This window comes from Rhizobium rosettiformans W3, assembly GCF_004912135.1.
Taxonomy (GTDB): domain Bacteria; phylum Pseudomonadota; class Alphaproteobacteria; order Rhizobiales; family Rhizobiaceae; genus Allorhizobium; species Allorhizobium rosettiformans.
Window position 1 is genome coordinate 14,381 of the sequence record NZ_STGU01000007.1, and the last position, 19,982, is coordinate 34,362.

Sequence of the window (19,982 nt, forward strand, 5' to 3'; positions counted from 1 at the left end):
CAGGGCAGGGAGGCGGGGCAGTGCACCAAATTACTTTGCAACTCGCGCAAACCATTCGACAACCTTCGGTCTATCCGGCATGAAGTGCCCAGTGATTGAGGGGAAGCTATGTATGTACCGCCATGGACGATTTTTGCTGGTCTCGGGGTTCTTGATCGTCGTGATCTCTGCAACCTGATTGCGAGCTTCGAGGCGACGACATTGTTGTCCATGAGCGTGGATCGGGTCAGCGATATCATCTCTCGATTTCACAAGGACGGTGAGTCGTCGGATACCGAGGCCTTCGCCCGCCGTTTGAAGGCGGCCGCTGACGACCTGTTCGTATCTGACGTCTTGGAACGCGCTTTACGCATTCGACTGTGGGTAAGGATCGCTACGGCGCTCGATCTGGATGTGACAATTCCCCTGTCGTCGAGAAGAGCCAATGCCGTCGGCGCGGGTGTGGCTTCCAAGGCATCCTCCGTGATGTCCGTGCCAGTTGCGGATGAAAGTGAAGAGACACAGCAGACAGGGATTCAGAGAGCTTGGCAGGCAGTGAAGGCGCTCCGTAGACGCCCGCATCAGGATTTCTCTTTCCTGGTAGCCGAGCAGGCGCAACTCGTCGCAAAAGCTGTTGCCGAGGCGGCGGTATCCGGTGATGTCCCAGACGATCTCGCCACCGAACTCGAAGAGCGTGTACGGGACCATATCCAGAGGCTTCCACCCGAGCTCCATGATGACGCCATGCGTCACGCATTGACCGCGGGAGACCGTGCCTCGCTTACCGTACTCGCGACGGGAACGGCGGCGTTCTCAATTGGCATGGGCGTCAATCTCGCGGGGTTCAGCGCATATATTCTCGCCGCCCAGACGTCGGCGTTCATCCCGTTTATGAGCGGACCAGCCGTCGTGTCTACACTGTTCATGCTCGCAAACCCACTGTTCAGTATTCCTGCCGTCCTTGGTGTCGGATACCTTGCCAACAACTATGTGAACGGCGGGCAGGCCGCCAAGCTGGCGGCTCTCGTTTCAGTCCAGCTGTCACTCCGTGGCCTGTCAGCGGGACGAGATGGACTAGCGGTTGCACTGAATGATTTCCGGTCCGCCACCGAGGCCGATCTTGCTATGCTCCCGAAGGAAGTGGAGGGGGGTACCATCTCTCGCAACGCGGCCATCGTCAGTGCGACGGGCGGCAGCTTGCCGAAGGCTCCTGGAAATCTAAAAGCCTTCGCTACCGCCTCGGATAGACGGGGCACTCTGCTCGAAGGTGTGCTTTCAAAGAAGCAGGGGGACGGGCTCGAGGTGGCAGCCGTGACAGCTCTGTCGGCGGGAGACATGCTATACAATGCGGTATCCATCGATCCAATGGTACTCGCCGCGGCGGACTTCTCCCGCTCGGAGGACCTCGGCGACATCTTCCAGTTCAGCGTGTTCGCTAACCGCGTCGGATCGATGGGCGAGGCTGCCGCAGGTGGCGCAGCCAATAACCTTCGCGGATATGTTTCGGAGCAGCTCGTGGCCGCGCGTCTGGTGGAAGTCGGACACGTGGTCAGCTTCCCCGAGACATCGAACAATGCAGGGTTCGATCTCATCGTGGACGGAGTGCCATTCCAGGTTAAGTGCTTGCAGAGCCTGGAAGGCTTGAGAACGCATTTCGCGAAGTATCCTGACATGCCCGTCTACGCCAATTCCGAGTTGGCGGAGGCTGTCATCAACAGCGGGGCAGAGTGGTCGAAACTCGTGTTCTATGTCGACGGATTCGACCGCGAGATCGCCGACTTTATCATGACGACCTCCCTGGAAGCTGGCGAGGCTCTGGGTGACTTGAATGTCCCTTACTTTGCCATGGCCGTTTCCTCGGCCCGTAATCTTCATCGTGTCTGGCGCGGTCGCATGCCGTTGTCCGACCTGCCTTTCTCCATGGTGTTGGATGCGAGTGTGAAGGGTGGCCTCGCCACAGTCGGAACTCTGTCGGGCAAGGCACTCGGGCTTCTGGCATTCGGTCCCGCAGGCGCTCTCGTTCTCGGCGGCGTCGGAGGAGTCGGCGCTCTGGTCGGGGCAGGGTGGACAAGGGAGCAGGCGACCCGCTTGCTGTCCTCCGAATGGCTTTCTGAACTTGATCGGTCCACCGAGCTGTTCCGGATGGCGGTTTCAATGGCAGTTCGTGCCAAGGTCGCCATGCTCAAGGAAAAGCAGGCCAGCGTTCCGAATACTGTTCCCGAAATCAATGACTGGATTAGCGCGCGCTTTGCCGATGACATCCTGTTCCTCGAGGAGGTTGCCTATGACCTTGCGGTGACTATTCCGACCATGAGTCACCCTGCGAAGGCGCGGGCCGGTCTGTCGGCCATGGATGCGGCCAAGGTCCACCCCCTTGCCGTTGAGAAGGAGTTGACTGACCTTCTCAAGGTCTTGAGGTCCGAGCCTTCGAAAACGCAGGCGGCAGGCAAAAAGGTGTCCGAGGCTTGGTCTTCCCTGAAATCGAGGATTCCATCAGGTCGGAGCAGACCATCATGATCGACTGGGATTTCACGGGACTGAGCGACGAGGAGATCGACGCCTACATGCGTGCAATCAAGAGCGGTGACGATCTTCGCGGACACTTCGGAGAGCGCTCTCTAGACTTCATCGTGCGCAATTACGTCAGGTTGGCACAGATTGGAGAGCTCGAGAAATCGTGGCTAACGACCTATGTCTTCACATCTCACTTCCAAGATGTCGGCTTCGACAAGCTCAAGGCGATTTTCGACGCGTGCGACCGGTCAATACTACAGGCTCATCATGATTGCGTTCCGGTTGCTGAAGGCATATCGACCGAGAGGATTTCCCTCTTCCGTGGATGTGCGGGTCCTGTTCACACTCCGGGAATGTCGTGGACCACGTCGCTCGACAAGGCGATCCACTACGCCAAATGGCATGTTGAATGGCACTTGAGGCCTGGGCAGGCTCCTGAGATGGCTGTCTACGCTACCACAGTCGAATTACGTGAGGTGTATTGCCGGGTAAATCGAAACGAGGACGAGTTCATCGTGGTGCCGGACAACCTCTGGCGCATCGATATTCCCGAAAGCGAATTCAGGCTCGACCGCCCGAGACACTGACGCAGCGCTGCCGACACCTATTGGCCAAACAGGCTTACAGGGCTAATCGCTCATGACCGATTATCGGGGCGAAGGCATGGACGTCGAAGCGGTGGTTGGTCGATCCCCTGCGGCACCTTCCGACGGCCGACTGCCTTGAAACCTTTCCTGCAAATGGCAGAGCCGAGAGAATCCTTCTGGAGAACTCGACTGGCATCCTTTGATTTTTTCACTGGTCTTCCCACAAGGCCTGATTGTTCGACGACAGCACCATGTGACGGGATCGACAACTAGGCAACCGATAACTCCTGGGCCGTCGCCTATTCATCTCAGATCAGAACCCATCCCAGGGTCCCGAACACGATCAAGGCGACAAGCGCCAGTAGGAAGATGTTTCCCCCTGGCCCGAGGTCAGGTTCATACTTCGGGTCTGGTGAGTTTTTATCGTATCCAGATACCATCTTGGTCTCCCCGGTAGCCGTTGATAGTAGGATGTTATTTCAGATAATCAACGTAATGCTGAAGACTACGACCCGCGCCTGAAGTTGAAAAAGAGGTAGCCATGACCAGCTCGACCACGACCAACAGCGAAGCAGTCCAAACCGAGCTTGATCAGTTCATCTTTCGGAACGTGGAGGAGATGGCGTTTGAGCCTTCCGAATGGGAGGCGTCGACGCTTCTGGAAGTGTTGGCGCTACCTCGTGTGACGGTCATGCGTCCTCCGGTGGAACAGTTACTTGAGATCGGCATGCGTCCAAATGACTGCCACGCTAATTGTGCGGCGCAGGCTGCAAACGACACGGAAGGCCGGAGCCGCCACGTTTCGGGATGGTATATTTATGGCTCCGATCTGATACTTCACTCGGTAGTGGATATCGGAGGGGACTGGTATTGTCTCACGCCGCAGACAGCCACTTTGCCTTCACGGTTCCAGTTCATCCCCGACAGCCAGATTGAATGGCGCGAATCGGCAAACGGGTCGGGTATGGACGCATATCGGGGTGGAAGACCGCTTCCTTTGGCGCTCCGCAAATACCCCCACGTTCATGTTCAGATGCGGAATGAGTTCATGGCGCTGATCGCGGCGGGTGTGGCTGCCGTGGATGCGCGGGACCGAGTGGACGCCAACTGGGCTGCGGCACTTCTGAAACTCGAGCCAACACGTGAGCCATTCCTCCTGTGACAGGTGTGAAGCGCAGAAGGATTTTGGGGACTCTTTTGGTCGGCCGATGTCGGGCATTCTCTGGACATCCAATCGAAGGAGATACCTGATGAACACCTACACGGACTGGAAAAGCTTCATGCCCTCGCAGGATCGCCCGACCGACATTCCGACGCCCCCGCCGCTCGATACGGTAGCGTATTTTGTTCGTGCCTGCCGAAACCTACGAAACTGGAAGGTCTCAACACTAGCTGACTTCGCGGCCGTCTCAGTCTCCACAGTGGAGAGGGTCGAGCGTGCCGAAAAAGTAGGCGAGGAGGCCTTGGACAAAATCGCGGCGGCGCTGGGCCGCGAGAAGGGCGCGTTCTACGCTCCCCGCATTCCACTCGTCCCTGAGAAGGCGTTTGAAGCTCTGGTCGAGACCTACGGCTACATGGAAGAAGTGGCTGTCGCGCCGATGAACACTCAGCGCGCTGTCCGCGAGGCGGCGAGGTGTGATGGCATCCTCCTCCACAGTCCTGAAGTCCCAGAAGTTTATGACGATGATATTTCGACACTGCGGGAGTGGATCGATCTCGCCTCGTTCGTCTTGTGCGAGGAGATAGAGTGCGCCGACGAGGAGCCGTCTCGACGGAAGCTTTACAAAGACATCCTCGGTTACGTCTCTGAGATGGAGCGCAGGGGGCTGACCGTCCTCAGCGGCGTGATGACTTCGAAACAGCCCAACGACAATGGCCACAAGGTCGCGATCATCAGCGTAACCCCGAAACTCAGCGATCCAGGTGCGATCAAAAGGACCTCGATTTTCGTGGACAGCCGAATTATCGCGCCTTCCAACATGACGCTGCCTGACTTCGATTGATGGGCCTTCTTGAATTCGAAGATCAGCAATCACATCTAGGAGCCATCACCCGTTTCGATGGCTTGCCGCAGTGACTTCGTCGCGCGCGATGCTGTCCGGGTTCGCGAAGGGCGCTCTCCAGAAATGGATTGAGCGCCCTTCGTATTTCTACGAACGAAATGGTGTGGGGGAGCGGATTCGAACCGCTCTGCGGTCTTTCAGCGTGACGTATTGGGATCACACACTTTCTTGTCGATGGCGTGACTGTTCCCCAACCTGGCCCCACAGAACCGCAAGAACACTCATTCCAGTCTTGAGCATTGTCTTCATGATCGCCTCCGTTTGCATGTCGAGGTTGAGAAACCAGTCAATGCAGAGCCAGAAGGGGAACAGCCACGCCCCGACATTTCCGATGGTGAAATCCAAAGTCACTAGCGCTGAACCGGGGATTGCAGACGTCAGTTCTAGCATGCTGATCAGTTATTGCACACGTTGTCAGTCGCCGGCCTTCCAAATCATACGAGGTCCTGCCAGTATGCTGGTATGCCGATCATCGAAGACATCGAACTCTCCAAGCTACTTGCTGAAGGTCAGATCAACGCGATCTCGGTCGATACCAACATCTTCGACGAGAAAGGGCTGCAGCTAAATGGCACCGCACTACATGCTGTAAGTCGTCTAGCAGCTCTGCATTTTGACTTCCTGTTGTCGGGTACCGTGGCAGAAGAGATTAGACGTCACCTGGAACGGTCAACGACGGACGCGTTCCGCGCGGCGAGGAAGGCCATAGGTGTCGCGCTTGGTGCTTTCGAAATCCAGACGCCAACCAGGGACGACATCCTTGGGCTGATATCAGGTGGGCAGACACCAACTGAAGCGGTGGAGAATAGGTTTAGAGATTACCTATCGTCTACAAACTGCGAGGTTTTGGACGATGCTACCCTCGTCGACACGGCTACAATTTTCAATGCATATTTCAAGGGTGAACCACCCTTTGGCACAGGCGCAAAGAAAAGCGAATTTCCGGACGCACTTGCACTCAACGCGCTCGAGCGTGCCGCGGAACAACGCGGGAAAGGCATCATCGTGGTGTCGAAAGATGGCGATTGGCAAGCCTTCTGCGACAGGTCGACACGGCTCTATCTCGTAACCGACATCGAACGTGCGCTTTCATTGATCAACGATCCGCCCGTAGTGCTGAGGGCAGCATTGAGCCGATGGTTGGGCGAAGATGGCGAAGGAAGGGAAGAAATTTCACCGCACCTTGCTCGGGCGGTCGAACGACTCGAGTTTTTCGTAAATGGAAACGCTAGCTCTGGCGAGATGGAAGCCCACGCGTGGGCAGGGGAACTACAGGAAACAATTTGGCCGGAGGCGGAAGAAGTCGATCTCATTGAGATCGAACGTTCTCATGAAGGTCATGTTTTCGTCACGCTTAGCATACCGCTATCACTCGTGGTGAAGGTGCCAATCGAAATTGAATTCTCCATATGGGATAGTATTGACCGTGAGTCCGTTGGTATGGGCGGACGTTCCGTCGAACCCGAGGAGGAACTGGAAATCAGAGCGACGGTCAACATCGCAGTCCGGGACCTTGGTGGCGAGGATGAGATGTTCGAAGTCCTCGAATGCGAGTTAGACGGTACCTATTTCGAGGTCGATCTAGGGGATATCGACGTATTTGAGCGAGAGGATTACAATCCGCCGGATTGAACTCTTTCTCAAATTCACTGAATATCCAGTCATTACTACGAATAGCATGTGTAGCCCAGAGACTGCCAACCGTCAGCCCGCACTGGTCAGCGCGCACCAATAATTCTGCGATCGGCATTATGTCAGTGATTGAGTCCGCGCAGGCATGCCTGCAATCGGCGCTTAGATGCAGGCGGCGGTTCCGAGTGTCGTGAGATGATAAAAAATGACCCAGGTTAGGCAGACTCCAAGCACGCAGATCAGCAGGATCGCGAAGAGCAGCGCCCGGTGGATGGTGACACGGGTCTCTAACGACCTGTAAAGCGGGCTGAATTGATCGGCGATAGCGGAATAATTCGTGGTGAGCTTTGCCTGCTGACGGGTGAGGTCGCCGCGTATAGTGGACAAGGTCATGAGCTGATTTGCGATCGCGATCGACAAAAGCACTACGAAGAGCGTCGCGCCGACCGAAATTGCCAGGTTCGCCCAGAACTCCACGCCGCACCCCGTCGCTGTCTTCAGCTGCGTAGCGACGATGACCGTGGCGACTGGAATGCCCATCACCTGGTTTTGTATGTCGTGAAATGTCTTGTGTATTTTCCCAGTGTAGTCATTGATCGCGTCCTCTGTTTTTCCCTTGATCTTCTCGTATGAGAATTCCGAGGCGAAGAGCTTGTATCCCTCCTGCGCTTTGTCGACGATTTCTGTTAGGTTCGCGATCAAGTATTTGAAACGGGACGGTTCCGTTTTGTCCTTGCAGGCCTCTACGATGGCCGCCGACAAAATAGCTGCCTTCTGATCCTTATGCATTTTCTCGAAAACAAAGCTCTCGAGACCTTCGACGTCTTTTCGCGCCAGATTTTTCAGATCGTTCACCTTGTAGTCGATCGGCATACGGAGACGGCTTGGTGCAAAAAACACCGCTTCCGCCTGATAACGATCCACAAATGCGGCGACTTCGCCGATGCATTTGACGACCCTCACGGCCAGACGATATTGCAATATTGCATCGGGGACGACGGCATCCCCATATCCAAAACGCTCCTCCGACAAATAGTATCGGGGAGGCTCGGTAACCCTGTTAGATGGGACAGCGAGGATGGCATCAACGTTTCCGACGTAAAGACCTAGACCTGATCGCGGCGGCTGAATGTCAACGACCACCGAAGCACCGAGCACAATACCGTGGGGTTTGCTTTGAATGGCGATCCCCGACTCTTCAAACGCCCTGTCGTCGGTATCTAACGTCCGGAGCGTTTCAAGGACCGCGTCGTTGGACACGGCGAGACTCCCCGAAGTGCTGCCCGCGTCGAGCCTCACACTTCTGTAGACGGCAATCAGTTGGTCGAACGTGATGTTTGACATTTCATTCGCGGTCGCGGTCGAGCTCTTGGATCAGGTCCTGAGGAAGTTCTTTGATGGTGATGGTCTTCTTGTGAGGATCATACACAATCTTGCCCTGCGCAATTGCCCTGCGATCGAACTCCATGGACCACAGGTCCGTCTTTACACGGAATTTGACGAGGGCGTTCAATGCCCGCTTGTCGGGAACGAATCCGTCACCCAGCGCAACATCCGGATCACCGAGTGCGCCCGAGAGTTTCGACGGGTCGTCTGGAAGCATCTCGTTCGCGAATGACTCAAAGTCGAGCGGTGCGTTTTCTCTTATATGGCGCTGGCAAATGTCGAATGCGCGCTGGAGGAAAGCGTCCTTGTCGGTGACGAGGTCTTTGCGTTGTTCGGCGAAATCCCGCAAGACGTTGATCAGAGCGGTAGTGTCAACACGGTCCTGAACTGTGGTGTCGCAACCGAGGAACTCCTTGAAATACTCAGCGACATCGCCTTTGCCTTTTAGGAAGCCGATGTAGCGATCCGCGCCTGAAGTCCACGCCGAGATATTGACGCGGCCGGCGAAGCGGAACCCGTCGAGATCAAGGTGGCGAACGTCGCTGATATCCATGTCCTCGTTTAGCAACGCGCCGAGCCTGTCGTTTATAATGGCCACGAGGAGATAGAGCTGCTTGTCCTTCTCGAAATGAGCGAAGAGCACATGACCACCAGTTGCTCCTGATTTTCTGCGCGCCTGTGCCAGTAGGACGGTCATGAGGCCTTTTGTCAGCGCCTCGAAGCCTTGGAAATCGCTCTGCACGAAATTGGATATGAACGTCTGGGCGGGGAAATTCACGGTGTCGTCGGAGAACTTGCCATGCGCCTTTGACGCGCGGCTCGCATACATCTTGTGCAGTTCGTTTACGACTCGAATGACGGTCTTGGATATCGTGAGTTGGTTCTTTCCGAGAACAACGTCAAAATCCGATCCATGTTTTTCCAAGTTATGGATTGCAACGTTTACCACGCTGTCGACCATCGATTCTCCCCTCCACTTACCTTAGCCGTTGTGGCTCTTTAACTCAATGAATTCAAGTCCCGGTTGTTTTCCGCGGGCCATTTGTTGCTGCAAATTGAAGAACTCGTGGGGCCTTCCGATCAGCCGTTGGCGGCGGGGGGGAGGGGGCCGGATCGCCGGAGCCTCGGTGCCGGTGGGTTAGCGACACGGTGCTTCCACAACGATGCCTTGATTTGGCCGCTCGAACCGTTCTGCCAGAACAGATTCGGGCGCGCCACGCCTGGCTAACCGTGGGGAACAGGCGATGTCGACTTGGCTCTGTTCGCTATCGCTATCGCGATCGCTGGATTTAACGTGATCGCAAAGCGCTCCGACTCTTAGCTGCTATGGAACCCGCCGTGGTCTGATTTTATGCGTTATCTTCATATCACCCAAGGCACCGACGCGGAGAGGTTTAGGTTCTGCCGTTCCTGGCGTGGCAGTCGTAAAATTATCCGCAGTTGGCGCATCCTTGCCATTCCTGTCGTGGAGTAATTTTCGCGACGGCTAATTTAGCTTGGGCAATATGCGAGGAAACCCGCAGACATTTGGTTGGCGGCGTAGGGGGATTGACAATCGGCGTTGGCGGCCTGGGGAAGATTTCCTTCCTTAACAGCCCCACGGCCTGATGGGCGTCGTCAACCGACGGAGAATCCGGTTCCTAAAGAAGCGTGGAGGTAAAGGTTGTCGAATTTGCGTACGAACGCATCGCGCAGGTCTGGGCCGGTTTTTAATGCCAGGCGGTATTCCGAAAGATACTGATCGATGGCATTGCTCATGGCGTCACGGTTGACGATCTTGGTATCGAAATCGACGAGTGGATATCTTGATAGACCGCCCTTGACGACCCAACCGTTCTTCGTCTGTGCCTCGTGGACAAGGCCGCATCTGATGTCTCTATAGAAGATTCCAGCCTTAGCCTTCGTTGATATAAAGTTCGAGAACGGAGAGTTATGACGAAGAAAGTCAACGAATAGCCTTTTGCTGTCGCCGTACTCGAAGTCAGAGCCCCAGTCCGCTCCGTGACGGTAGTTCCACCCAATGCGCAGAGATGCAAGGAATTCCAAAAGCGAACACTGGATCGTCAGTATTAGAAATCCTTCGCCCTTCAGTTTCCGGCTGCCGGCGATCGCATTTATGGGTTGGATGTAACGATGTCTCAGTCTGGAATCGAGGCACATTTCGATCGCCAGCTCCCATTGCTCAGGGGTGGAATCTTCAGCTAGGGCTGCTTTGATCGCAGGCCACGCCTGCGGAAACTGATCGTGGACGCGCGGCATATTCACTCGTCTGGTTTGAGGGTGATTTCAAACATCCGGAAAGGGCTGCTCGCCGACTATTTATGCAGGGTCTTGTTGTCTTCCCATCCCACGATAGTCGACTTTGCTTTGTTTTGAGGTCGGCTGAACATCGGCAAATGGCTCAGACATCTTCTTCGCGAGTCCGCTGATCATTCTTTCTAAGCCATGCCTGATTTTTTGCTTCAGTTCCACTGCTGCTGGGAGCCGACCTCGTTAAGGACGGAGCTAAACGAGGTGGCCTTCTCATTGCCGCGTTTGTTGCCGTCCTGTTTTCTAAAATCCTCGACCATCAGCAGAACCAGTTCCCTGTCAGAGGCTGCGCGTGTGTAGCGCTATGGTGTACTCAGTAGGATGCAGGCCTTGGCTTTCTGCGTCAGACTTTTATGATGAAGTATAGGGAAAATCCTATGCTTTCATCGGATAGAGCTGAAGATTCGAGGGGGCTCAAAGGGAATGCGAAACTTCAGATGGAGCTCGAAGGAAATTCATAGTTTCGTTTCTACCCCGAAGACGGGAGTTGGTAGGATAGGTTGTGTCCGTTCCATGAAGACCCCGCCCTCATAAGCGCGTAGCGGTGCCAATATGAGGATACCGCATAAGTGTGGGGGAAAGTTTAGCTAGCGCCAGGGCGTGACGCCTTAGCTAAACTGACTTTTGGTCTATTATGCCATTCAAGGATTTCGCAAACGTCGCTACCTGACATCGATCGTTTTTCGATAAGCTTAGTGACTATGTCGTCCAATGCTGCCCGGTTTTCCCGAATAATCTTTTTTGCCCTGTCGAACGACGCGGATATCAGTGCATCGGTGTTCCGTCTCAGCTCTGGGTTATAATCGCGAAGTCTCTCCAGCCTGCCAGGTGATTGGTCCTCGACTATCAATGTTTCACCCATGCCCAAGGCACCCTCAAGGGTCGTCGCGAGGTGAGTAACAACATTCAGGTCTGCTAAGTGCGAACCTGCGCAAAAATCCGAGAAAGAACCGAAAACCTCAGTCTCAGCGGCCATACCTCCGAGGTAAGTGCATATCTGGTCGAGGTAAAATGTACGAGTTCTTCGGGTGAACGCGGAATGACTGTATGATACTGCGCCTAAGGTATTGGTCAGTTCACCTTCGACTTTGTGACTAGACAGGCGAATGTCTCTGACTGGAAAATGCATGCAAGCAGCAACAACTGCATGCCCGGCCTCGTGGATAGCGATAGCCCGTACATAATCACTCGGTAGTGCGACAACTGTCGGCAGGTGCTCGAGAATGTGTGCCGAATTCAGCGGTTCGCGTCTCCGACGTGCGGATCGTTTCGCGTCTCGAGTTATCCGTTTGATATCGGCACCTGACAAGCCAGAACTAGCAAGCCCAAACATCTCGACGTGAGCTTGATCGAGTTCGACCTCGCCGTAATGCTGTAGAATAGCCAGTCTGGCTGCGCTGTCGGGTGGCGAAATTGGCAGATGCCGATCCAACCTTCCGGCGCGCCTGATGGCTGGGTCGACTTGTTGTGGGTGATTGCAGGCAGCAACTACGACTACGCCCGCTCGGCGGTCGAAACCATCGAGTAGTTCGAGAAAGGCTGTGATGACGGCTCGCGCATAAAGCTGATTGTTGTCCCTCGTGTCTCTGCTGCCGATGGTGTCAACCTCGTCAATAAACAGAATCGCAGGGGCTACCGCCTTGGCTTCGGCGAAAGATTTGCGAATCGCCTTGAGGTGGGCGTCCAAAGAACCCGCTTCCTGCCATGCCGCGGGTGAGCCATAAACGAGCGGGACCATACAAGTGTCGGCGAGAGCCTTGGCGAACATAGTTTTCCCCGTGCCGGGTGGACCCGACAACAGGACCCCGGGATCGACATCTTCCCACTTTATCTTTCCGGCTTTGTAGTCTGTTAGGTCGATAGCCAGATCGCGCCCCCAATCGGCTGCTGCACCGAAACCATGCAACTCGGCGAGAGTTGGCCCTGCGGCCTCAGTTTCTGAGCAAGAGGGTGGGGCTGTCCGGGGAAGTTGTTTGAGTCTTTGGAAAGAGAGCAACGGCGAACGGCGATCTTGAAATGCCTTGTCTAGAAGAGGCCACGGCTTGGACAATAAAAGCTCGACATGTTCGTTGACTATCGGCAGTCCACTGCGCCGGAGGGCGGCTTCGGCATGCCGTCTGCAACGAGGGGAAACATTTACCACAGCGTCCGCAAAAAGCTTGGCATCGCCGTCGAGGTCCATGTGAGGCTCCTTGATGAAGATTGAGCGGTCGTTATCCAATGCCTCTTGCTGGTCCCGGTAAGAGTGCTTCCTTCCCCACACATTTACTATGGAATGGTCACTGCGCTTATTTGTAAAACAAGCCAAGAATACTTGAGCCGCACGCGTATAAGATTCTTCTGAGAAGTCGTCTGGCAGGCATACGGTCACGATGAATTTGGAACCGAGCCGGTTCCACGGTCGGAGAGCGGCTGCTAAGCCGCAAAACGCCATGAAAACCGGGATTGTCATAGAAGTGCCGACAGCATGTTTATCAGCCTTCCATGGTGCTAATAGCTTTCCTGCCCGGTTGCTCGGCACGATTTCGGTTTCGGGAAGAAGCCAGCTCTCCATTACAGGCCTCCCTCCTGCAAAAATGAAGTAACGCGGAAGCGCTCGCTCCAATACTTTGGTCTGATATGGGTGCCGAGGCGGTACCAGCGGCTCATCGTCCGGGCAATTCTGCGATCCGGGTCAAGGTAGAAAACTTCGCTGGAAAATTCTGCTCTGCCGTCGGGGATCGATGGGTATCCTAAGGCATAGCCAACGAGGCACAGGGCGACCCTTCTCCCTGAAGTCCAGCTGCTGAACGCCGCGCTACGGGCGTTCGCTCCACAGCAATTTTGAACGTCCGCCGAATCGTCGGCTAGCTTACCCAATTTATCAACAAAAAGGGGATCAGGCCTTCCTAGCCATTTCCTACCTGACTCGCACATGTGGTTCACCTCGGAATCAATTGTCGGATTAACTTTTACATTTGATTCCAGAATGCGGGATTATTGTCAAATTGAAGACGTCATTTGACTTTTTGGTTTTCCGCCGGTTCTTCGTTTTCATGAAGTCTTTCGCTCCTCCCGATGCGCTCCGGGCGGCCCGCGCTCTCTTGCGGCTGTCGCAGCAAGAGCTATCCAAGAAGATTCAGGTGACCCGTCAGAGCATATCCGCTGCGGAGAGCGATGCATCTGCTCCTCTTCCGACGGTGTCGAAAATGCGTCGCTTCTACGAAGACCAGGGGCTGCAGTTCCTCGGTGTGATCGATATCGATACGGGTAGCATCAATGCCGCTGGTGTGCGCTGGCGACCGCCCGATACTTTCCCACCGGCGCTGACCGAGGCGTCAAAGTACCATGCCGAGTTACATGGTACGATGTTCGTTGCGGCTAGGTGCCTCCTTGGAGCGAGCAGAGTTGCGGTCGCGGACCATTCGGCCATATCACTCAAGGATTTGGCAGCGCTTGAAGCCGGTACACGCTCTGGTGAGGCATATCACAGGCTGCGCTCATACTATGTTCAAGCCGGCATCGAGTTCATGGGTACTGGTGAGGTTCGAACGGGGCTCTATTATGGTGTTGGAGTTCGTTGGGCGAATTCGGAACGAGAGTTTTTTGATGACGGGATAAGTGATAAGGGTTTGTCCGTCGGCCGAGCCTAACCCTGCCTTCGCAATTCGGCTCGTGCTTCCATAAGGCGGTCCAGCGCACCAAGTTTGGCCTCCTTGAGGTTCATATACATCTTCGGGTCGTTTCGGACAAACTCGTCCTCAAATCGATTCTCCACACGAATTGTGACCCCGTAGCCTGCTCCTTTTCTCCAGATGGAGATATTGAAACCGCGGGCATTGATGTATGCGTTGCCAATCTTGGAGGTTTTCCACTTCCGTTTATGCCAGTCGTTTCTTATCCGTAGGTCGTCCCGATACTCGCGCTCGCGCCTTTCAGGGCCGTAGTAATCATCTTTCTGTAGAGCCTCCGCGCACATCAATCCAACCAGGATGCCTTCAGGCACCTTCGCGTGGACCAACGTGTGGGCGAAGCGAACACGCGCATTCAGGCACATTTCGCAACGAATATGAGCTGTCCCAGCGTCCTTGAAAGTTGAAAAGCGCCATCCATCTCTAGGGAACGTTTGGTCCTGCCATTTGCCCGAATCAAGCCGGTGGACCTGATCGTCATTGTCTCCAACTCCTCGGAAGGCGGTCGTCAACGAATGTCTCCATGAATGCGAAAGAGGCGAAACGCCACGTCCTGGGACGGCAGGATGGAAACAATGGGCCATCGCGTCAAGGCTGCCTTGGAGGCAATAAGCCCGGACCCACGGCCCGCGTAAGGCTAGCTAGCGTCAAAACGGTCGAAGTGTTAGGGACCTTCTGAAAGCCCCGAACCTACGGTCGGGGCAAAGCGACATACGTCGATTAGCGTCAGCGATAGGCCAAGCTTATTTCGGCGTGTAGCTATGGGGCATAGCCGAAATAAGCTTGGCTACGATAGGTCACAGATGATACCGAAATCACCGATGTTCTTACATTCTGGAAAACCCTTCAACATCGCGTCCTACGCGCTGCTGACCCTGATGATGGCGCAGGTGACGGGGCTGGAGCCGGGCGACTTCGTGCACACGCTGGGCGATGCGCATCTCTACGCAAACCATTTCGACCAGGCGAAGCTGCAACTGACGCGCACGCCGAAAGCACTGCCGGTCATGAAACTCAATCCGGAGGTGACGGATCTGTTCTCGTTCACCTACGAGGACTTTACGTTGATCGGTTACGAAGCCGATGCCAGCATCAAGGCACCGATCGCCGTCTAGGCGTCGGAAGGGCTCGTCTGAATGAATGCGATCAAGACCGTCATCATCGTCGCCGTGTCGGAGAACGGTATCATCGGCCGCGACGGCGACATGCCGTGGAAGCTGTCGACCGATCTGAAGCGCTTCAAGGCGCTCAGCATGGGCAAGCCTCTGGTGATGGGGCGCAAGACCTTCGAGTCCGTCGGATCGAAGCCGTTGCCGGGCCGTCCGCATGTCATCGTCAGCCGCAGTCAGCAGATCGAGATGCCGGGTGTAGAGACCGTCGCAAGCCTGGACGAGGCGCTCCGGCGGGCCAAAGAACTCGCGGCCGATGCCGGTGTTGATGAGGTCTGCGTGGTTGGCGGTGGCGAGATCTACCGACAGGCTCTCGGGCTTGCGGATGTCCTTTATGTCACCCATGTCGAGACGATCGTGGATGGTGACACCTCGTTCCCGGCGATCGATCCGGAAATCTTCGAGCGGGTTGAGGAAACACGCGTTCCGGCGGGGGAAAAGGACAATTACCCCACACGCTACGCGATATACCGTCGCAGGGGCGGCTGATAACGCAAAATTTGCCCTTTCCGCAGAAGAAGTTGGCCGCCTCGCGTTGAAAGGAGTGGCTGCGATACCTATAACCCTCTGGAACCTCATGCATGTCGGCCGACCGGCCCGCGGGCAGGGGACTTGGGAGCTTTTACAGCAAAGAGGTATTGATGCCCTGGAGCAATCAGAACGGCGGCGGCGGCCCATGGGGCGGCGGCGGCGGCGGTGGTAATAATCAGGGCCCCTGGGGGCAGGGGCCAAACCGGCCACGCGGTAACGGTGGCGGCGGCAATCAGCCCCCGGATCTCGAAGAACTCATCCGTCGCGGTCAGGACCGGCTCAAGAATGTCGTCCCCGGCGGTTTCAACGGCGGTGCCTTCGTCATCGTCGGTATCGTGCTGGTCGCCTTCTGGCTGATCCAGGCCGTCTATACCGTCCAGCCGGACGAGCGTGGCGTCGAACTCCGCTTCGGCAAGCCCAAGGAAGAAGTGGCCATGCCTGGCCTGCACTTCCATCTTTGGCCGATCGAATCCGTCGAGATCGTCAAGGTCACCGAGCAGCAGCAGAACATCGGCAGCCGTCCGACCTCGAGCAATCCGGGCGCCGGCCTAATGCTCAGCGGCGACCAGAACATCGTCAGCGTCCAGTTCTCGGTGCTCTACACGGTCTCTGACCCGCAGGCCTATCTGTTCAATCTTGAAGACCCGACGCAGACCCTGCAGCAGGTCTCGGAAAGCGCCATGCGCGAAGTGGTCGGTCGCCGTCCGGCACAGGACGTCTTCCGCGACAATCGTGAGGAGATCTCCACGCAGGTTCGCGACATCATTCAGGGCACCATGGATACTTATGGTGCCGGGATCGCGATCAATGCTGTTCCGATCGAAGACGCTGCTCCGCCGCGCGAAGTGGCCGAAGCCTTCGAAGAAGTCCAGCGCGCGCAGCAGGATGAAGATCGTTTCGTTGAAGAAGCCAACCAGTATGCCAACCAGCGTCTCGGTCAGGCACGCGGTCAGGCTGCGCAGATCCGTGAAGAAGCGGCTGCCTACAAGGATCGTGTCGTCAAGGAGGCCGAAGGTGAGGCTCAGCGCTTCGTCTCGATCTACAACGAATACGTCAAGGCCCCCGATGTCACGCGCCAGCGCCTCTATCTCGAAACGATGGAGAATGTCCTGCGCAATTCCAACAAGGTGATCATCGACGAGCAGCAGGGCGTCCTGCCTTATCTGCCGCTCAACGAAATCACGCGCCAGTCGGGCAATCAGCCTGCCGGCCAGTCGGCGACGGGAGGGAACTGACATGCAGAACCGTCTTCCCTATATCCTCGTCGCTATCGGCGTCGCCCTGTTCTTCGTCTACTCGTCGATATTCGTGGTCAACGAACGCGAACAGGCCATCGTCCTGCGCTTCGGTCAGATCCAGGACGTGAAGACCGAACCGGGCATTTACTTCAAGCTGCCCTTCGCCTTCATCGACGCTGACCGGGTACAGTATGTCGAAGACCGCGCCCTGCGCTTCGACCTGCCGAATATCCGCGTTCAGGTCCGTGGTGGCGCCTTCTACGAAGTTGACGCCTTCGCGGTCTATCGCATCGCCGATGCCCGCCGTTTCCGTGAGACGGTTTCGGCCGACCGTGAAGCTGCAGAATCGCGTCTGCGCACACGTCTCGACGCAGCCCTGCGCCGTGTCTACGGTCTGCGCAACTTCGATGCGGCGCTTTCCGAAGAGCGTGGTTCTATGATGTCGGACGTCCGCAACGACCTTCAGGCGGCGGCCGAGAGCCTCGGCCTGCAGGTGACCGATGTGCGCATCCGCCGTACCGATCTCACGCAGGAAGTCTCGCAGCAGACCTTCCAGCGCATGAAGGCCGAGCGTCTGGCCGAAGCCGAACTGATCCGCGCCCGCGGTAACGAAGAAAGCCAGCGTCGCCGGGCGATCGCCGACCGTCAGGTCGTCGAGCTTCAGGCCGAAGCGCAGCGCGATTCGGAAATCCTGCGCGGTGAGGGCGATGCTCAGCGGAACAACATCTTCGCCGAGGCCTTCCAGCGCGATCCGGGCTTCTTCGAGTTCTACCGCTCGATGCGGGCCTATGTCGCCGCCTTGAGCGATCAGGGCACGACCATGGTCCTGTCGCCGGACTCTGATTTCTTCCGCTTCTTCAACAGCGGGATGAACACAGGTGGCGCTTCGCAAGGCACTCCGACGCCGCCGGCAGGCACGACGGCACCTTCGGCGCAAGCGCCGGCGCAGGCGCCAGCGCAGGCACCGGCTCCGACGCCGCCGGCAACCGTCGGCAATTGACCTGATGGACGACCTGCTCGCAGGGTTCGCTATCTTTTTGATCATCGAGGGGCTGGCCTATGCGCTGGCCCCTCGTTTCATTGTGCGGATGGCAAGGCTCCTGCCGCATGTTCCGGAAGACCAATTGCGGCTTCTCGGGCTCGGCGCCGTGACAATCGGTGTCGCAATCGTCTGGTTGCTGCAGCGCTGACAAGATCTGGTCGCAACCGGCGGATAGAGCTATTCCGGGAATTGTGATTTTCCCTCTGCCCAAACCGCCTTATGCTCTATGAGACCCCAGACAAATCAGCGAGGAAGCCGATGATGAAACCTGCCCGCACGTCGCGAATGATTCTGCCGGCTCTCCTCGTGGGAACCGCGCTGGCTGTTGGCACGGTTGGCGCACCGGAGCGCGTTTACGCCCAGGGGCCTGATTCGGTTGCCGATCTTGCAAGCGGCCTGCTGGGCGCGGTGGTCAACATCTCGACGTCCCAGAGCGTCGCCGACGAGGGCGAGGGCCCCTTGCCGCAGGTGCCGGAAGGATCGCCGTTCCAGGAGCTGTTCGAAGACTTCTATCGGAACCGTGAAGGGGCCGAGCCGAACAGCAAGGTCAATTCGCTGGGTTCCGGCTTCGTGATCGATCCGACCGGCTTCATCGTGACCAACAATCACGTGATCGAAAACGCTGACGACATCGAGGTGATCTTTTCCGACGGCTCCAAGCTCAAGGCGAAGTTGATCGGCACCGATACCAAGACCGACCTTTCGGTTCTGAAGGTCGAACCGCCACAGCCTTTGACGTCGGTGAAGTTCGGCGATTCCAAGAAGATGCGCATCGGCGACTGGGTCATGGCGATCGGCAACCCGTTCGGCCTCGGTGGATCGGTAACCGTCGGCATCATCTCGGCCAGTGGCCGCAACATCAATGCCGGCCCCTATGATAACTTCATCCAGACCGATGCGGCCATCAACAAGGGCAATTCCGGCGGCCCGCTGTTCAACATGAATGGCGAGGTCATCGGCATCAACACCGCGATCATTTCACCAAGCGGTGGATCGATCGGGATCGGTTTTGCCGTTCCGACCGAACTCGCCGAGAATATCGTCAACCAGCTAATCGAGTTCGGCGAAACACGTCGTGGCTGGCTCGGCGTGCGCATCCAGCCGGTCTCGGACGAGGTGGCGGAAAGCATGAAGATCGGTCGCGCGCGCGGCGCCTTGATCAGCGGCGTCGTCGAAGGCGGCCCGGTGGCGAATGGGCCGATCCAGGTCGGCGACATCGTCACCAGCTTCAACGGTCGTGCCATTGCCGAGACCCGCGATCTGACACGGATCGTGGCCGAGAGCCCGATCGGCGAGCCGCTCGACGTGGTAATCCTGCGTGACGGCAAGGAGCAGACCGTGAAGGTGACGCTCGGCCGTCTCGAGGACGACGAGGTGGCGAGCAACGAAACCGATCCGGAAACCGTGGTCGAACCGGGTGAAGAGGGAACGGCACCGGAGGATCAGGATGGCGATACCCCGTCCGATGATCCGCAGGCGGGTGAAGAAGCGCCGCAGGCCGAAGAGGCTCCGGGCGACGCACCCGGCGCCGAAGATCAGGCGCAGCAGGCGGCGCCTGTCACTGAGGGCTTGATCGGCGTGGAGCTGTCTGAACTCGACGATGCCAAGCGTCAGAGCTTCTCCATCGCCGAGGGTGTCGAAGGGGTTTTGATCACCCGCGTCCTCCCGGGCTCCAAGGCCGAGGGCAAGGGGCTGAAGGTCGGCGAGGTGATCGTCGAAGTCGCGCAGGAATTCATGAAGACGCCGCAACAGGTCGCGCAGAAACTCACCAGCATCAAGGGTGAAGGACGGCGCAGCGGCTATCTGATGATCGCAGACAGCGACGGCAATCTGAGACTTGTTGCGGTGCCGCTCGAATAG

16 protein-coding genes and 1 pseudogene are annotated in these 19,982 nt (G+C 56.8%); 12 read left to right on the plus strand and 5 right to left on the minus strand.

The window, feature by feature from the left end:
- The first annotated feature begins 108 nt into the window (after positions 1–108).
- From FAA86_RS13615 to FAA86_RS13635, 5 genes are all read left to right on the plus strand, one after another.
- Positions 109–2,496 (plus strand): hypothetical protein, encoded by a 2,388-nt coding sequence (locus tag FAA86_RS13615; protein WP_136541408.1) that lies wholly within the window; start codon positions 109–111, stop codon positions 2,494–2,496.
- Positions 2,493–3,080 (plus strand): hypothetical protein, encoded by a 588-nt coding sequence (locus tag FAA86_RS13620; protein ID WP_136541410.1) that lies wholly within the window; start codon positions 2,493–2,495, stop codon positions 3,078–3,080. Before FAA86_RS13615 ends, FAA86_RS13620 begins: the two co-directional genes overlap by 4 nt.
- A gap of 541 nt (positions 3,081–3,621) precedes the next feature.
- Positions 3,622–4,242 (plus strand): hypothetical protein, encoded by a 621-nt coding sequence (locus FAA86_RS13625; RefSeq protein ID WP_136541412.1) that lies wholly within the window; start codon positions 3,622–3,624, stop codon positions 4,240–4,242.
- Positions 4,243–4,330: 88 nt separating this feature from the next.
- On the plus strand, positions 4,331–5,083 hold the full coding sequence (locus tag FAA86_RS13630) for a helix-turn-helix domain-containing protein (protein WP_136541414.1): 753 nt from the start codon (positions 4,331–4,333) through the stop codon (positions 5,081–5,083).
- 522 nt (positions 5,084–5,605) lie between these two features.
- Positions 5,606–6,775 (plus strand): PIN domain-containing protein, encoded by a 1,170-nt coding sequence (locus FAA86_RS13635; protein ID WP_136541416.1) that lies wholly within the window; start codon positions 5,606–5,608, stop codon positions 6,773–6,775.
- Between the two features lie 162 nt (positions 6,776–6,937).
- Here the strand turns inward: FAA86_RS13635 and FAA86_RS13640 are convergent, their stop codons facing one another.
- The 4 genes from FAA86_RS13640 to FAA86_RS13655 all read right to left on the minus strand — a co-directional run bounded on the left by FAA86_RS13640 (position 6,938) and on the right by FAA86_RS13655 (position 13,025).
- Positions 6,938–8,035 carry a hypothetical protein gene (locus tag FAA86_RS13640; RefSeq protein ID WP_136541418.1) on the minus strand — a complete coding sequence of 366 codons (1,098 nt, stop codon included), beginning with the start codon at positions 8,033–8,035 and terminating at the stop codon, positions 6,938–6,940.
- Positions 8,036–8,120: 85 nt separating this feature from the next.
- Positions 8,121–9,122, minus strand: coding sequence for a nucleoid-associated protein (locus FAA86_RS13645; protein ID WP_136541420.1), 1,002 nt, complete (start codon positions 9,120–9,122; stop codon positions 8,121–8,123).
- Positions 9,123–9,778: 656 nt separating this feature from the next.
- Entirely contained in the window at positions 9,779–10,420 is a 642-nt protein-coding gene (locus tag FAA86_RS13650) for a hypothetical protein (RefSeq protein WP_136541422.1), read from the minus strand.
- Positions 10,421–11,054: 634 nt separating this feature from the next.
- Positions 11,055–13,025 (minus strand): AAA family ATPase, encoded by a 1,971-nt coding sequence (locus tag FAA86_RS13655; RefSeq protein ID WP_246035073.1) that lies wholly within the window; start codon positions 13,023–13,025, stop codon positions 11,055–11,057.
- A 433-nt stretch (positions 13,026–13,458) separates the two neighbouring features.
- Between FAA86_RS13655 and FAA86_RS13665 the strand changes: the two genes are divergently transcribed.
- Positions 13,459–14,103 (plus strand): helix-turn-helix domain-containing protein, encoded by a 645-nt coding sequence (locus FAA86_RS13665; protein ID WP_136541426.1) that lies wholly within the window; start codon positions 13,459–13,461, stop codon positions 14,101–14,103.
- Here FAA86_RS13665 and FAA86_RS13670 read toward each other — a convergent pair.
- Positions 14,100–14,654 carry a hypothetical protein gene (locus FAA86_RS13670; RefSeq protein ID WP_136541428.1) on the minus strand — a complete coding sequence of 185 codons (555 nt, stop codon included), beginning with the start codon at positions 14,652–14,654 and terminating at the stop codon, positions 14,100–14,102. The genes FAA86_RS13665 and FAA86_RS13670 overlap by 4 nt on opposite strands.
- A 324-nt stretch (positions 14,655–14,978) precedes the next feature.
- On the opposite strand from FAA86_RS13670, the pseudogene thyA reads away from it, so the two are divergent.
- The 6 genes and pseudogenes from thyA to FAA86_RS13700 all read left to right on the plus strand — a co-directional run.
- A pseudogene (thyA, locus tag FAA86_RS13675) lies at positions 14,979–15,257 on the plus strand (thymidylate synthase); the annotation flags it as partial.
- A gap of 21 nt (positions 15,258–15,278) precedes the next feature.
- The gene (locus FAA86_RS13680) at positions 15,279–15,800 is read left to right on the plus strand and encodes a dihydrofolate reductase (protein ID WP_136541430.1); all 522 of its coding nucleotides are present in this window, start codon (positions 15,279–15,281) and stop codon (positions 15,798–15,800) included.
- Between the two features lie 152 nt (positions 15,801–15,952).
- Positions 15,953–17,077 (plus strand): FtsH protease activity modulator HflK, encoded by a 1,125-nt coding sequence (gene hflK / locus FAA86_RS13685; protein WP_136541432.1) that lies wholly within the window; start codon positions 15,953–15,955, stop codon positions 17,075–17,077.
- A 1-nt stretch (position 17,078) separates the two neighbouring features.
- Entirely contained in the window at positions 17,079–18,080 is a 1,002-nt protein-coding gene (gene hflC, locus FAA86_RS13690; RefSeq protein ID WP_136541434.1) for a protease modulator HflC, read from the plus strand.
- Positions 18,081–18,084: 4 nt separating this feature from the next.
- Positions 18,085–18,270: a DUF2065 domain-containing protein gene (locus FAA86_RS13695; protein WP_136541436.1), complete on the plus strand. Its 186-nt coding sequence runs from the start codon at positions 18,085–18,087 to the stop codon at positions 18,268–18,270.
- 110 nt (positions 18,271–18,380) lie between these two features.
- The gene (locus FAA86_RS13700) at positions 18,381–19,982 is read left to right on the plus strand and encodes a Do family serine endopeptidase (RefSeq protein ID WP_136541438.1); all 1,602 of its coding nucleotides are present in this window, start codon (positions 18,381–18,383) and stop codon (positions 19,980–19,982) included.